We start from the raw sequence: 15,184 nt of genomic DNA, 5'->3' as shown, positions 1-15,184 counted from the left end.
ATCGGGCAAAACCCCGTCGTACGGTGCTTCCGGGCGCATCTCGCCGTGAACTTCGGTATCGGTTCTGTGATATGCTGCGCGCACGCAAGTTTTAGGTCCTTCCAAGCAAGACTTGATTCGCAATCCGCTAAACGGTCAGGCCGTGTCGCGGAAGGTTGAGTAACCCGCTATTTCTCGAGAAGCTCGAAGAAAGGTGAGCGTAAAATGTCAGATGTAATGAAGCAGTTTCAGCTGAACTCCTATCTGTTCGGCGGCAATGCTTCGTACGTTGAAGAACTGTACGATGCATACCTCAACAATCCGGCATCGGTGCCGGAGAACTGGCGAGAGTATTTCGACGCGCTGCAGAACGTGCCTGCAACCGACGGCTCGACCGCCAATGACGTCGCTCATTTTCCGATCGTCGAATCGTTCGCCGAGCGTGCGAAGGCCAATGCCTTCATCCCGCGCGAAAGCACCAGCAATCTGGCGACCGCGCGCAAGCAGGTCCACGTCCAGTCCCTCATCAGCGCCTATCGCTTCCTCGGCTCGCAATGGGCCAATCTGGATCCGCTGAAGCGTCGCGAACGTCCCGCCATTCCCGAGCTCGAACCCGCGTTCTACGACTTCTCCGAAGGCGACCTCGACCAGACCTACAGCGCAAGCAACCTGTATTTCGGTTTCGACCAGGCTTCGCTGCGCGACATCGTCAAGGGCCTGCGTGACACGTACTGCGGCACGATCGGCGCCGAGTTCATGTACATCAGCGATCCGGAGCAGAAGCGCTGGTGGCAGGAGCGCCTGGAATCGACCCGCGCGACGCCGGCCTTCTCGGTCGACAAGAAGAAGCACATCCTGAATCGCCTGACGGCAGCGGAAGGCCTCGAGCGCTATCTGCACACCAAGTACGTCGGCCAGAAGCGCTTCTCGCTCGAAGGCGGCGAAAGCTTCATCGCGGCGATGGACGAAGTCGTCCAGCACGCAGGCAAGAGCGGCGTGCAGGAAATCATCATCGGCATGGCGCACCGCGGCCGTCTGAACGTGCTGGTCAACACGCTGGGCAAGATGCCGGCCGACCTGTTCGCCGAATTCGAAGGCAAGCACGTCGACGACCTGCCGGCCGGCGACGTGAAGTATCACAAGGGCTTCTCGTCGGACGTGTCGACCGAAGGCGGCCCGGTCCACCTGTCGCTCGCGTTCAACCCGTCGCACCTCGAAATCGTGAACCCGGTGGTCGAAGGTTCCGCGAAGGCGCGGATGGACCGTCGCGGCGACGAAGACGGCCTGCAAGTGCTGCCGGTGCAGATCCACGGCGACGCGGCCTTCGCCGGCCAGGGCGTCGTGATGGAAACGCTGAACCTCGCGCAGACGCGCGGTTACGGCACGCACGGCACGCTGCACATCGTCATCAACAACCAGATCGGCTTCACGACGTCCGACCCGCGCGACGCGCGCTCGACGCTGTACTGTACCGACGTGGTCAAGATGATCGAGGCGCCGGTGCTGCACGTGAACGGCGATGATCCGGAAGCCGTCGTGCTCGCGATCCAGATCGCGATCGACTACCGGATGCAGTTCCACAAGGATGTCGTGATCGACATCGTCTGCTTCCGCAAGCTGGGTCACAACGAGCAGGACACGCCGGCCGTCACGCAGCCGCTGATGTACAAGAAGATCGCGCAGCACCCGGGCACCCGTGCGCTGTACGCCGAGAAGCTCGTGCAGCAGGGCGTGATTACCGCGGAAGACGCCGACAACTACGTGAAGGCGTACCGCAAGGCGATGGACGACGGCCACCACACCGTCGATCCGGTCCTGTCGAACTACAAGAGCAAGTACGCGGTCGACTGGGTTCCGTTCCTGAACCGCAAGTGGACGGACGCAGCCGATACGGCCGTGCCGCTCGCCGAACTGAAGCGCCTCGGCGAACGCATCACGACGGTCCCGGAAAACTTCAAGGTTCACCCGCTCGTCGAGCGCGTGATCAACGACCGCCGCAACATGGCGCGCGGCGACCAGCCGCTCGACTGGGGCATGGGCGAACACCTCGCATTCGCGTCGCTCGTCGCATCGGGCTACTCGGTGCGCCTGACGGGCCAGGACTCGGGCCGCGGCACGTTCACGCACCGTCACGCGGTGCTGCACGACCAGAACCGCGAGCGCTGGAACGACGGCACGTACGTGCCGCTGCAGAACATCGCCGAAGGTCAGGCGAAGTTCACGGTGATCGACTCGGTGCTGTCGGAAGAAGCGGTGCTGGGCTTCGAATACGGTTACTCGACCGCCGAGCCGAACACGCTCGTGCTGTGGGAAGCCCAGTTCGGCGACTTCGTCAACGGTGCGCAGGTCGTGATCGACCAGTTCATTTCGTCGGGTGAGGTGAAGTGGGGCCGCGTGTCGGGTCTGACGATGCTGCTGCCGCACGGCTACGAAGGCCAGGGGCCGGAACACTCGTCGACCCGTATCGAGCGTTTCCTGCAACTGTGTGCCGATCACAACATGCAGGTCGTTCAGCCGACGACGCCGGCGCAGATTTTCCACCTGCTGCGTCGCCAGATGATCCGTCTGTTCCGCAAGCCGCTGATCGTCGCGACGCCGAAGTCGCTGCTGCGCCACAAGGAAGCGGTGTCGGATCTGTCGGAACTCGCGAAGGGTTCGTTCCAGCCGGTGCTGGGCGAAACCGACGGCGGCATCGACGCGAAGAAGGTCAAGCGCGTGCTGGCATGCTCGGGCCGCGTGTATTACGACCTCGTCGCACATCGCCGCGAAGCGAAGGCGAACGACGTCGCGATCATCCGTATCGAGCAGCTGTATCCGTTCGCGCACAAGCAGTTCGAAGCCGAAATGAAGAAGTACGAGAACGCGACTGAAGTGGTCTGGGTGCAGGACGAGCCGCAGAACCAGGGCCCCTGGTTCTACGTCGAGCACCACCTGAAGGAAGGCATGAAGGAAGGGCAGAAGCTGGCATACAGCGGCCGTCCGGCTTCGGCCTCGCCGGCGGTTGGCTACTACGCGAAGCACTACGAGCAGCAGAAGGCACTGATCGAAGGTGCGTTCGGCCGCCTGAAGAGCGCATCGATCGCGAAATAACCGACGGAAGCGAAACGGGAAGGCGCGCGGCGCTTTCCCGTCTCTTTTGGCCCGCCGGGCGCGTCGCGCGCCGCTCCGGCCGAAGGAATCGCACGAACCTCGTCATTACCCAGATTAAGCATCCAGGAAAATCACATGGCTATCGTAGAAGTCAAAGTCCCCCAGCTTTCGGAGTCGGTGTCGGAAGCCACCATGCTGCAGTGGAAGAAGAAGCCGGGCGAAGCAGTCGCGCAGGACGAAATCCTGATCGAACTCGAGACCGACAAGGTCGTGCTCGAAGTGCCGGCACCGGCCGCGGGCGTGCTCGCGCAAGTGCTGCAGAACGACGGTGACACGGTCGTTGCCGACCAGATCATCGCGACGATCGACACCGAAGCGAAGGCAGGTGCTGCCGAAGCCGCGGCAGGCGCCGCCGAAGTGAAGCCGGCAGCAGCACCTGCTGCAGCCGCACCCGCCGCCCAGCCGGCTGCCGCTGTCGCATCGAGCTCGGCTGCCGCATCGCCGGCCGCGTCGAAGCTGCTGGCCGAGAAGGGCCTGTCGGCAGGCGACGTCGCAGGTTCGGGCCGCGATGGCCGCGTCACGAAGGGCGACGCGCTCGCAGCTGGCAGCGCACCGAAGGCCGCTCCGGCCGCCGCACCGGCGAAGACCGCCGCTGCGAAGCCGGCGCTGCCGGAAGTGAAGGTGCCGGCGTCGGCAGCGACGTGGCTGAACGACCGTCCGGAACAGCGCGTGCCGATGTCGCGCCTGCGTGCGCGTATCGCCGAGCGCCTGCTCGAGTCGCAGCAGACCAACGCGATCCTGACGACGTTCAACGAAGTGAACATGGCTCCGGTCATGGAACTGCGTAACAAGTACAAGGACAAGTTCGAGAAGGAACATGGCGTGAAGCTCGGCTTCATGTCGTTCTTCGTGAAGGCGGCTGTGCACGCGCTGAAGAAGTTCCCGCTGGTGAACGCGTCGATCGACGGTAACGACATCGTCTATCACGGCTACTTCGACATCGGTATCGCGGTCGGTTCGCCGCGCGGCCTGGTCGTGCCGATCCTGCGCAACGCAGATCAACTGAGCCTCGCCGAGATCGAGAAGAAGATTGCCGAATTCGGTCAGAAGGCGAAGGACGGCAAGCTGTCGATCGAGGAAATGACGGGTGGTACGTTCTCGATCTCGAACGGCGGCGTGTTCGGCTCGATGCTGTCGACCCCGATCATCAACCCGCCGCAGTCGGCCATCCTCGGCGTGCACGCGACGAAGGAGCGCCCGGTTGTCGAAAACGGCCAGATCGTGATCCGTCCGATCAACTACCTGGCGCTGTCGTACGACCACCGGATCATCGACGGCCGCGAAGCCGTGCTGTCGCTCGTCGCGATGAAGGACGCGCTGGAAGATCCGGCACGCCTGCTGCTCGATCTGTAAGCCGAGTCTCACTGCATTGACCCGCTCCGCACGCTCGCGCCACCGCGCGCGCGTGCGGACGTACAAGTAGAAAGGATTGTCATGTCCAAGGAATTTGACGTCGTCGTGATCGGCGCCGGCCCCGGTGGCTACATCGCCGCGATTCGCGCCGCGCAGCTCGGCAAGACCGTTGCCTGTATCGAGAAGTGGAAGAACCCGGCCGGCGCGCTGAAGCTCGGCGGCACCTGCCTGAACGTCGGCTGCATTCCGTCGAAGGCGCTGCTCGCGTCGTCGGAAGAGTTCGAGAACACGTCGCATCACCTGGCCGACCACGGCATCACGGTCGACGGCGTGAAGATCGACGTCGCGAAGATGCTCGGCCGCAAGGACGCGATCGTCGAGAAGATGACGAGCGGGATCGAGTTCCTGTTCAAGAAGAACAAGATCACCTGGCTGAAGGGCCATGGCAAGTTCACCGGCAAGACCGACGCCGGCGTGCAGATCGAAGTGAGCGGCGAAGGTGAAACCGAAGTCGTCACCGCGAAGAACGTGATCATCGCGACGGGCTCGAAGGCGCGTCACCTGCCGAACGTGCCGGTCGACAACAAGATCGTGTCGGACAACGAAGGTGCGCTGACGTTCGAGTCGGTGCCGAAGAAGCTCGCCGTGATCGGCGCGGGCGTGATCGGCCTCGAGCTCGGCTCGGTGTGGCGTCGCCTGGGTGCCGAAGTGACGGTGCTCGAAGCGCTGCCGGCGTTCCTCGGCGCGGCCGACGAAGCGCTCGCGAAGGAAGCGGCCAAGCTGTTCAAGAAGCAGGGCCTCGACATCCATCTCGGCGTGAAGATCGGTGACGTGAAGACGACCGCAGATGGCGTGTCGATCGCTTACACGGACAAGGACGGCAACGCGCAGACGCTCGACGCCGACCGCCTGATCGTGTCGGTCGGCCGCGTGCCGAACACCGACAACCTCGGCCTCGAGGCAATCGGCCTGAAGGCGAACGAGCGCGGCTTCATCGACGTGGACGACCACTGCCGTACGGCCGTGCCGAACGTCTACGCGATCGGCGACGTGGTGCGCGGCCCGATGCTCGCGCACAAGGCGGAAGACGAAGGCGTGCTGGTCGCGGAAGTGATCGACGGCCAGAAGCCGCACATCGACTACAACTGCATTCCGTGGGTGATCTACACGTACCCCGAAATCGCCTGGGTCGGCAAGACGGAGCAGCAGCTGAAGGCCGAAGGCCGCGAGATCAAGTCGGGCAAGTTCCCGTTCTCGATCAACGGTCGCGCGCTCGGCATGAACGCGCCGGACGGTTTCGTGAAGATGATCGCGGACGCGAAGACCGACGAACTGCTCGGCGTGCACGTGATCGCGGCGAACGCGTCGGACCTGATCGCCGAAGCCGTGGTGGCGATGGAGTTCAAGGCGGCGTCGGAAGACATCGCACGCATCTGCCATCCGCACCCGTCGATGTCGGAAGTGATGCGCGAAGCGGCGCTCGCCGTCGACAAGCGCTCGCTGAACAGCTGAGTGCGGTATAGCGGCGGCCGGCCCCTGGCCGGCGCGGCCGTCTCATGACGAAGGCGGGCGGGAGTTTCCCGCTCGCCTTCGTTTTTTCCGGTTTGCCCGATGAACGTCACCGAATACTACACGCGCGAATTGACCACGCGCGGCTATCAGTCCGATCCCGCCCAGCGCGCGGCCGTCGACCGCCTGCAGCACTGCTTCGACGAGTGGGTCGACTACAAGGCGCGCCGCTCGAACGCGTTCAAGAAGCTCATCAATCATCCGGACCTGCCGCGTGGTGTCTACATGTGGGGCGGCGTCGGCCGCGGCAAGAGCTTCCTGATGGACAGCTTTTACGCGGTGGTGCCCGTGCAGCGCAAGACGCGCCTGCACTTCCACGAATTCATGCGCGAAGTGCACCGCGAACTCGAGGAGCTGAAAGGGCAGGCCGATCCGCTCGACGAACTCGCGCGACGCATCGCGAAGCGCTACCGGCTGATCTGCTTCGACGAATTCCATGTATCGGACATCGCGGACGCGATGATCCTGTACCGGCTGCTCGATCGCCTGTTCAACAACGGCGTGCAGTTCGTGATGACGTCCAACTACGATCCCGACGACCTGTATCCCGATGGCCTGCATCGTGACCGCATGCTGCCGGCGATCGCGCTGATCAAGGAAAAGCTCGACGTGCTGAACGTCGACGCGGGCGTCGACTATCGCCAGCGCACGCTCGCGCAGGTGCGGATGTACCACACGCCGCTCGGCGCGGATGCCGATCGCGAACTGCGTCATGCATTCGCAAAGCTCGCCGCGGTGCCCGACGAAAGCCCGATCCTGCATATCGAGAAGCGCGAGCTGAAGGCGTTGCGCAAGGCCGACGGGGTCGTCTGGTTCGATTTCGCGACGCTCTGCGGCGGCCCGCGTTCGCAGAACGACTATCTCGAGCTTGCGAGCCGTTTTCACGCGATCGTGCTGTCCGAAGTGCCGCAGATGTCGCCGCGCATGGCATCGGAGGCGCGGCGCTTCACGTGGCTCATCGACGTGCTGTACGACCACAAGGTCAAGCTGCTGATGTCGGCGGCGGTGCCGGCGGAGCAGTTGTACGTCGAAGGGCCGATGGCGAACGAGTTCGCGCGCACGGTGTCGCGGATCGTCGAGATGCAGTCGAAGGAATACATTGAAACGCCGCGTCGCATCGTCGATACTTCGCTGACCTGAGCGTAGTTTTCGATAAATGACGGGCTTTAAACGTCAATTCCGGTCAAATTATCGCGATCCCCGGGTATTTTCGGACTTGTCTTATATTCATCGTTGAAGTCGGCCGATATCGTTGTGTCATGGTTCCTAAGGCTGGAGATATCCATGACACCGTATCGCGATCTGACCGACCACGAGTGGCACTGCGTCGTGCCGCTTCTGCCCGAAATGCAGCCGCGCACCGAGTTGCGCGGCCGGCCGTTGGCCAACACGCGCGCCGTCCTGAACGGCGTTCTATGGGTCATCTATAGCGGCGCGACCTGGTCCGCGATGCCGCGTCGTTACCCTTCATATCAGACATGCCATCGCCGCTTCAAGGTCTGGCACGAGACCGGCACGTTGATGCAGGTGATGCGCGAGCTGTATGGCGACGCAGGCGTGAATCTGTGCAACGAACTGTCCACGCGGATGCGCAAGCACACGCAATCGAAGGCGGCAGAGGCGCGGGGTGCCGCGGCGCCGGTGTATCGTGCACCGGGCAGCTATGCGTCGGATACGCTGAAGCACGCAGCGTGATGTCGCCCGGTTTCATTCACGCACGCGCCCAAACAAAATCGGCCTGACTACATCGCAGGCCGATTTTTCATTGCGTCGCGCGTATCGACGCGCGTCGCGTTATTGTGCGCGAACCCAGGTCTGCGACCGGCCGAGCAGCGATACGCCGACGTAGCCGCGCACGACGAGCTTCTGGCCGCCGTCTGCCAGCGACATCTTGCACTTGTAGACCTTGCCGTTTTCCGGGTCGAGAATGTTGCCGCCGTCCCAGTGGTCGCCGTCCTTCTTCATCGCCTTGATGATCGTCATGCCTTTGATGAGCTGATCCTTGCGCTCGTCCGTGCACGCGGTGCAGCGGCGATCGGGCGTGTCGTTGGCGCCGAGGCCCTTGACGACCTTGCCCGACAGCGTACCGTCGCCGTCTTCGGCGATCTGCACGAGTGCCTTCGGCTGATGCGTATTGTCGTCGATCGTCTGCCACATGCCGACGGGGTTGTCGGCCTGGGCGTAGGTGGGGGCGGCGCAAGCGAGCAGTGCGCTTGCGACGGCCAGTGCGCGCAACGGGCGGGTCAGTTGAATCATCGTCTTCCTCCTTGTTTCATGTCGTGTTCGATTCGCTCGCACGACCGCCTGCATGGGGCGTGGCATGTTGCGAGCTTTCCCAGAATACGTGAAACGACGCGCTGCGTTTGATAGAGGGGGCTCTAATCCAAACAGCCCGCGAGACGCGCGCTGTCTGGTGACCGATCAGTTCAACTGATACGAGAACGCGGCATTCACGCGCGGGCTGCGCGATGCGCTTTCGACCGGTGCATCGCCCACCGGCTTCGCGATATTCAGGTCGAGACTGTAGTAGCGGCTGTCCGAAAACCGTACGCCGATACCGACCGACGACAAGCGGCTCGGCGACGGCGTGCCCGTATGCAGGTACACACGTGCCCTGTCATAAGCGATGTACGGCGTGATCGACTTCATGTACGTCCAGCCCGGCGTGAAGGCGCGATTGACCTCCAGCGACATCCCCCAACCCGAGTCGCCCGACGTTTCGCCGGGCTGGTAGCCGAGCGCATAGCGCGTCGAACCGAACGAGATCTGTTCGGACGTCGGCAGCGAATCGGGGCTGTACTGGCCCGTCAGCGAGACCGACGTGCCGATCTTGAACGGCCATTCGTTGGTTTGCGTGAAGGTCGCGCCGGTGCGCACGAACGTCAGCGAAATCGGGCTGTCCACCGACGTCGTGGTCGAGCCGAGCGTGATGTCCTGCGATTTCGACGCGCCGAGAATGTTGAAGCCCTTCGCGACGTTGACGCTGAGTTTCTGAACCTGCTTGGCCGACACGCTCGTGTAGTCGAGCTGCATCTGCAGCACGCGGACCTGCGAGCGCGTGTCGATGCTGTTGCCGGTGATCGTGTTCTGATAGCGGTCTTCGTTGTGCGATGCATAGCCCGACACGGTGCCGAGCAGGCTGCGCTGGTTGTTCAGCAGCAACGGATAGGAGGCCGAAAGACCGAGCTTCTCGTTCTTGACCGTGCGCTCGACGGTCGACGGCAGGCCCGGGTTGTCGGTCGGCTTGCCGCGATACGTGCTGGCGTCGAGGCGCGTGACCAGGCCGCTGCTGCCGACCGGCACCGCGCCGCTGAATGCGACGTAGGTCTGCTTGTCGCGTCCGGGCGGCACCAGTGCGGAAATGCTCAATTGCTCGCCAAACGACGTGAGGCCATTCTCCGTCGCGGTGATGAGCCCCTGGACGCCCGGATGATTGAAATCGATGCCGGTGCTGATGTTGAATGCCTTGCGGTCGACGGCGAGTTCGAGAGTCGTCGCGCCGTCGGTCGTTTGCGGCGGCGGCACATTGGCCTTCACCGTGACGCCGGGCAGGAGGCCGAAGGTGTTCACGTAGCGTTCGAACGTCGCGCGGCGCAGCGGGCGATCGGCGGTGATGTGCGCGGCGATCGCGCGGATCTTCGATTCCATCGCGCCGGGCTTGCCGGTGACCTTGACGTCCGACACGTAGCCTTCGACGACCGTGACGCGCACGACGCCGTTCTCGAACGTCTGCGCGGGAATGAACGCGAACGACAGCGCATAGCCGCGATCCTGGTACAGCTTGGTCACGCCGTTGGCGGTTTCGATCAGCTCGCCGATCGTGATGTCCTTGCCGACGAGGGGCGTGAAGCGACGCGAGATTTCGTCGAACGGCACCGACTTCACGCCTTCGACCTGGAACGTTGTCGGTGTCACGTGCCGCGACAGCAATTCCTGCAACTGCGGTGCCTGCGGCGCGACCTGCACGGTGACGCTCGGCCCTTTCTTCGGCGCGTTGATCTGGGGGAGGGAATCGAGCGGGTTGCCTGCTGCGCGCGTCTGTGCCTGTGCCGTGCCTGCTGCCGCGATGGCGAGCAGCATCATCCATGTATCGAATCTGGATTTCATTGTTCTTCCTCGTAGGCCTTTCTTTTCGTCTTCGTTCTAAGCGTGCGCGCGACATCGTAGTGTCGCGCGCCGCGTGCCGCATGGCCGGTTTGTTTTGTACGGCCGCGCCTCCTGCTCCGGCTGCAAAGGCGCGACCGTCCTCCTTACTTGCCGACGCTACCCAGCGTGCCCAGCAGCCCCGTTACAGGCGCCAGCAGGCCCGTCGAGCCGCCCGACGAGGCCGTCCCCGACACCCCGCCGACGAGCGACGTGACCGGCGCGAGCGGATTCGACGAAGCCCCGGATCCCGCCGCACCACCCACTGCTCCGGTGACAGTATTCAGCAAACCGGTGACCGGCGCGAGAGGGTTTGCCCCGCCTGCGCCACCCGTCGCGCCACCGAGCGTGCCCGTTACGGTCGACACGAGGCCCGTGACCGGCGCGAGCGGATTGCTGCCCGAGCTGCCCGTTGCGCCGCCGACCGAGCCCGTGAGCGAACCGAGCGGCGTCGAGCCGAGGCCGGACAGCAGGCCGCCGAGCGGGTTCGTCGCGCTGGAACCCGACGACGAGCCGTTCTGAACGGCCGTGGTCGAGCCGCCGACGAGGCTCGTGATCAGGCCGGGGATGGGTGCCGCGCCGTTCGGGCCGTTCGGGTTCACGAGGCCGCCCGCGTTCGTCACGGTGTTGCCGACCGCGGTGACGAGCTGGCCGACGTCGCCGACGAGCGGTTGATTCGACGTGCTGGCCACCTGCTTGCCCGCCGAGCTGATCGCGCCGCCGACCTGACCGAGCAGGCCCGATACCGGTTGACCGAGGCCCGTGGTCGTGCCGACCTGTTGCGTGACCTGACCCGCGGTGATCACCAGCGGCGTGATTGCCGAGCTGAGCGGTTGCGTCACTTGCTGCACGGCACCCGACGACAGCGTCGAGCCGATCGTCGTGCCGGCGGCCGTCAGACCGTTGGCGACGGTGTCGAGCACGGTGCCGACCGGTGTCGTCACCGGGGCGAGCGGCGAGAGCTGCCCGGTGCCGAGCGCCTTGACCGTCGAGCTCAGCCCGGACACGGTGTTGCTCGTCGCGCCGACGACGTTCCCGAGGCCGGCGACCGTCGTGCCGACCGGGTCCTTGATTGTGCCGGTCTGTCCCAGCCCGTTGCTCAACGCGTCGGCGGCCGCGCCGACGATCGTGCCGGTGCTCGAGATGGTGCTGCCGACGCCCTTCGTCACGCCGTCGCCGAGGCCCGGCACGCTGATGTTGCCGACCGTGCTGCCGAGGTCGGTCGCGGTCTGGCCGACCGTGCTGACGACGCCGTTGGTGCCGGTCGCCGTACCGCTGGTGCCACTCGTGCCGCTGGTACCGCTCGTGCCGCTGGAGCCGCCGCCGTTGTTGGCGGTCGGCGGCGTGCTGACGCTGTTGCCGCCGCAGGCGGCCAGCAGGCACGCAGCGGCGAATACGGTGACGGGCATGCGCCACTGGCGCAGCGCGACTGTCGTGAAGGAACGTTGCTGGGACATGATGGACTCCTCGCTGTCTTGTCGATGAATGGATGTCTGATTACTTGCCGCGCGTGCCGCCGAGCAGGCCGCCGATCAGCGACGTGACAGGTGCGAGCAGATTCGAACCCGAGCCCGAGTTCGTGACGGCGCCCGTGGTGCCGCTCAGTGACGGTGCGCCGCTCGTGCTGGTGACCGCGGTGACCGGAGCGGCGATTGGATTGCCACCGCCGGTTGCGCTGCCGAGCGCGCCGGTGACCGTGGAGAGGAGGCCCGTGACGGGGGCGAGCGGGCCGCCGCTCGTGCCGCCGGCCGCGCCACCCAGTGCACCGGTAACGGTGGAGACGAGGCCGGTGACCGGAGCGAGCGGACCGCCGCTCGTGCCGCCGGCTGCGCCACCGAGTGCACCGGTGACGGTGGAGACGAGGCCGGTGACCGGAGCGAGCGGGCCGCCGCTGGTGCCGCCGGCTGCGCCGCCGAGTGCGCCGGTGACGGTGGAGACGAGGCCGGTGACCGGAGCGAGCGGGCCGCCGCTCGTGCCGCCCGTTGCGCCGCCGAGCGGGCCGCTGACCGTCGAGAGGAGGCCGGTCAGCGGGGCGAGCGGGTTGGTCGCGCCGCCGGTGCTGCCCGTGAGCAGGCCGCCGACTGCCTTGACGGTATTGCCGGTCGACGAGACGGTGTTGCCGAGGCCGGTCGTGACGGGGTTGCCGCCCGTCGAGGCGATCAGCGCGCCGCCCTGGTTCAGGCCGTTGCCGATCGTGCCGAGCAGCGTGTTGACCGGCGCGCCGAGGCCGGTGGCCGTCCCGATCGTCTGCGTCGTCTGGCCGACCATCGTCGTGATCGGCGTGATGGCCGAGCTGACCGTCTGCGTGATCTGCTGGATCGGGCCGGTCGACAGCGCGTTGGACAGCGTGGTGCCACCGTTCGAGACCGCGTTGCCGACTTGCGTCACGAGGCCGCCGACGGCGCCCGTGACGGGGGCGAGCGGCGACAGCGGGCCGCTGCTGAGGCTCGTGACCAGGTTGCCTGTTTGCGTGACCGCGCCGCCGAGCTGGTTGACGACGCCGCCCGTGCTCGCGACCGTGACGCCGACCGGATCCTTCGTCGCACCGAGCTGGCCGAGGCCGCCGCCCACGCCAGTGCCGAGCGCCGTGACCGCGCCGCCGACGTACTGGATGATGCCGCCGGCGGCCTGCGTCGTGGCCGGATCGACGCCGGGCAGCGATTGGTTCGCGACGGTGCTGCCGAGGCCCGACGCGGTTCCACCGAGACTCGTGATGACGTTGCCGCCTTGTGCGAGGACACTCCCTACCGGGTTCGCCGACACACCGGAGGTGCCGCTCGTACCGCTGGACGTTCCACTCGTCGTTCCGCTCGTGCTGCCGCTCGTCGAACCGCTCGTGCTGCCGCTGGTCGAGCCGCTGGTGCTGCCCGAGGTGCCGCCGCTCGTCGAACCGGACGTGCCGCCCGAGGTGCCGCCGCCCGACGTGGAGATCGAGTCGCTGCCGCCGGAACCGGAGCCGCCGCTGATCCCCTTGCTGATGGAACCCGAGCCGCCGCACGCGGAGAGGGAAAGCATGGCTGCCACGGTGGCCGCGATCATAGTCGTCCGAAGCATGCCATGAGGGATAACCTGAATGTCCATTTCGTCCTCGCATTGAAGCTGATGTTGTGTTGAGTGCTGCGAGGATTACTCTGCAACTGTCGTGCCATTTCGAGAGCCGTCGGCTTGACGATTGGTTTTAAACGACGCAATTCCTTGTCGGAAAAGGAATTTGGGGAAATTGAAAGATTGTTGAAACTGTTTAAAAGCAGTCAAATGAGAACGGTTTCGGTCGCTTCGTAACGTAACGTCTCAACATTGGCGTTACGCGTGCGGCGTAACGTTGGGCCGCTACAGGGCCCGCGGGCGGTCTGTTGTTTTACTGGTGGATTAGGCACGCACATCTAACCTATCGTAAATCCTATGTGTAAGTCGTACCGAAACGCCGTACAAATGCGTTGTGCTCTCGGAAAGTTTTTTCGACCCGTCCTGAAAGAGGTTGGAACTTAAATAGGAACGGATATAGAATCCGGAGCAGATGTAAGGAAATGTACGGATTGGTACACGACGTTCGAGGAGGGGCACTATCGCGAATGTTAACTTCCATCAAATTGTGATACTCACCCCTCTGGGTGACATATAAAGAAAGCGCACCCGCTTGTCGTTACGCAGATAACGAACGGCGCGGGGCACGGGCCAGATATACGGGGATGTACAACGTATAAAAGGCCAAAAAACGTACATACAGGCACGAGGAATTAAAAAATGAAAGCACTTATCAAGCGCTTCCTCAAGGAAGAAGACGGGGTGACCGCGATCGAGTATGGGCTGATTGCGGGTTTGATTGCGGCCTTGATCATTACCAGCGTGACGACCATCGGCACGAAGATCGCGGCTCTGTTCTCCACGATTGCCAGTTCGTTGCCCTAACCATTGCGGTTCGTTGGGGGCGAGCGAGTCGCGGTCGCGGCTCGCTCGCCGTTACATCGGCATGCGCAGTCGTTCGCGATATGGCACATCTCCTCAGCACCAGCATTTTTTTTGCCTGGGCCGCTCTCGTTGCTGCCGGTGATATTCGATTTCGGCTCGTTCGGAATTCGCTTGTCATCTGCGGAGGCACTGCTGCGCTCGTCAGTTCACTGATACACGCAAATCCATTTGGTATTTCAACCGGGCAGGCATTGATCGGCATGCTGGTCGGTTTGGTCAGTTTCTTCCCGCTTTTTGCGATGCGCGTCATGGGTGCGGCGGACGTCAAGGTATTCGCGGTCCTCGGTGCGTGGTGCGGTTTGCCGATATTGCTTTGGCTGTGGGTGATTGCCAGCCTTGCCGCCGGCGTGCACGTCCTGGGATTGATGCTGCTCACTCGCACGCCGCTCGGCGCGTTATGGGTGCGCGGATTGCCGGCAATGGCGCTCGCCGGACGGCGCTCGACACCGTACGCGGCGTGTCTCGTCGTTCCCGCGGCCATTTGGCTGGGCTATCTGGTCGTTACCTGGAGCGGGCGATGAAACGTCAGTATCGACCGGCCGCGTGCTCGAGGGAGCGAGGAGCGACTGCCGTTGAATTCGCGCTGGTATTTCCGCTGTTTTTCCTGATTCTGTACGCGATCGTGACGTTCGGGCTCATTTTCGCGGTTCAGCAAAGCCTCACGCTTGCGGCGACCGAGGGCGCGCGTTCGGCACTGAACTATGTGTATGAGGCCAACGGTTCGGGCTCGCAGGCGCTGACGGACCGGGCGAGCGCGGCAAAGACGACGGCTGCCGGCCTCACTTCATGGCTGGCCCATGTCCAGATCCCCACGCCGGTATCAGGAGCCTGCAGCTACGACCCGGCGATGTATTGCGTGACAGTCACGGTGACCTATCCGTACCAGGCGCATCCGTTGGTTCCGTCTCTGCCGTTGCTGGGTCTCGTCACGCCGGCGCAGCTTACCGGCACGGCCACCGTCCAGATCAATCCGGCAACCATCCTATGAGCCGGGCAGCATACACGGCGGGTCACATGCACA

The 15,184-nt window shown here is 64.2% G+C and carries 12 protein-coding genes; 8 read left to right on the top strand and 4 right to left on the bottom strand.

Annotated elements, in window-relative coordinates; all coding sequences use genetic code 11:
- Positions 1 to 204: 204 nt before the first annotated feature.
- The 5 genes from SB771_RS11465 (at position 205) to SB771_RS11445 (ending at position 7,746) form a co-directional block, all read left to right on the top strand.
- Positions 205 to 3,069 carry a 2-oxoglutarate dehydrogenase E1 component gene (locus tag SB771_RS11465; protein ID WP_006752281.1) on the top strand — a complete coding sequence of 955 codons (2,865 nt, stop codon included), beginning with the start codon at positions 205 to 207 and terminating at the stop codon, positions 3,067 to 3,069.
- Between the two features lie 135 nt (positions 3,070 to 3,204).
- Positions 3,205 to 4,482 (top strand): 2-oxoglutarate dehydrogenase complex dihydrolipoyllysine-residue succinyltransferase, encoded by a 1,278-nt coding sequence (odhB, locus tag SB771_RS11460; RefSeq protein ID WP_011656695.1) that lies wholly within the window; start codon positions 3,205 to 3,207, stop codon positions 4,480 to 4,482.
- Positions 4,483 to 4,563: 81 nt separating this feature from the next.
- Positions 4,564 to 5,994: a dihydrolipoyl dehydrogenase gene (gene lpdA, locus SB771_RS11455; protein WP_126227628.1), complete on the top strand. Its 1,431-nt coding sequence runs from the start codon at positions 4,564 to 4,566 to the stop codon at positions 5,992 to 5,994.
- A 99-nt stretch (positions 5,995 to 6,093) separates the two neighbouring features.
- Positions 6,094 to 7,191, top strand: coding sequence for a cell division protein ZapE (gene zapE, locus SB771_RS11450; protein WP_006752278.1), 1,098 nt, complete (start codon positions 6,094 to 6,096; stop codon positions 7,189 to 7,191).
- A 144-nt stretch (positions 7,192 to 7,335) separates the two neighbouring features.
- Positions 7,336 to 7,746, top strand: coding sequence for a transposase (locus tag SB771_RS11445; RefSeq protein ID WP_006752277.1), 411 nt, complete (start codon positions 7,336 to 7,338; stop codon positions 7,744 to 7,746).
- Between the two features lie 99 nt (positions 7,747 to 7,845).
- Here SB771_RS11445 and SB771_RS11440 read toward each other — a convergent pair whose 3' ends face one another.
- From SB771_RS11440 to SB771_RS11425, 4 genes are all read right to left on the bottom strand, one after another.
- On the bottom strand, positions 7,846 to 8,307 hold the full coding sequence (locus SB771_RS11440; RefSeq protein WP_165751315.1) for a DUF2147 domain-containing protein: 462 nt from the start codon (positions 8,305 to 8,307) through the stop codon (positions 7,846 to 7,848).
- A 165-nt stretch (positions 8,308 to 8,472) separates the two neighbouring features.
- Positions 8,473 to 10,158 carry a ShlB/FhaC/HecB family hemolysin secretion/activation protein gene (locus tag SB771_RS11435; RefSeq protein WP_175660684.1) on the bottom strand — a complete coding sequence of 562 codons (1,686 nt, stop codon included), beginning with the start codon at positions 10,156 to 10,158 and terminating at the stop codon, positions 8,473 to 8,475.
- A gap of 143 nt (positions 10,159 to 10,301) precedes the next feature.
- Positions 10,302 to 11,651 carry a collagen-like triple helix repeat-containing protein gene (locus SB771_RS11430; protein WP_175660685.1) on the bottom strand — a complete coding sequence of 450 codons (1,350 nt, stop codon included), beginning with the start codon at positions 11,649 to 11,651 and terminating at the stop codon, positions 10,302 to 10,304.
- Positions 11,652 to 11,691: 40 nt separating this feature from the next.
- The gene (locus SB771_RS11425; protein WP_175660686.1) at positions 11,692 to 13,275 is read right to left on the bottom strand and encodes a collagen-like triple helix repeat-containing protein; all 1,584 of its coding nucleotides are present in this window, start codon (positions 13,273 to 13,275) and stop codon (positions 11,692 to 11,694) included.
- Between the two features lie 663 nt (positions 13,276 to 13,938).
- Between SB771_RS11425 and SB771_RS11420 the strand changes: the two genes are divergently transcribed.
- From SB771_RS11420 to SB771_RS11410, 3 genes are all read left to right on the top strand, one after another.
- Complete coding sequence (locus SB771_RS11420) at positions 13,939 to 14,103, top strand: Flp family type IVb pilin (RefSeq protein WP_011656702.1); 165 nt, start codon at positions 13,939 to 13,941, stop codon at positions 14,101 to 14,103.
- 80 nt (positions 14,104 to 14,183) lie between these two features.
- Positions 14,184 to 14,684, top strand: coding sequence for a prepilin peptidase (locus SB771_RS11415; protein ID WP_011656703.1), 501 nt, complete (start codon positions 14,184 to 14,186; stop codon positions 14,682 to 14,684).
- Positions 14,681 to 15,151, top strand: coding sequence for a TadE/TadG family type IV pilus assembly protein (locus tag SB771_RS11410; protein WP_011656704.1), 471 nt, complete (start codon positions 14,681 to 14,683; stop codon positions 15,149 to 15,151). The genes SB771_RS11415 and SB771_RS11410 overlap by 4 nt, the downstream gene beginning before the upstream one ends.
- Positions 15,152 to 15,184: the final 33 nt, after the last annotated feature.

Source organism: Burkholderia sp. SIMBA_051, from assembly GCF_046534915.1.
GTDB classification, from domain to species: Bacteria; Pseudomonadota; Gammaproteobacteria; order Burkholderiales; family Burkholderiaceae; genus Burkholderia; species Burkholderia ambifaria.
Note: the sequence above shows the minus strand (reverse complement) of the source record. Positions and strands in the feature narration are given on the sequence as shown.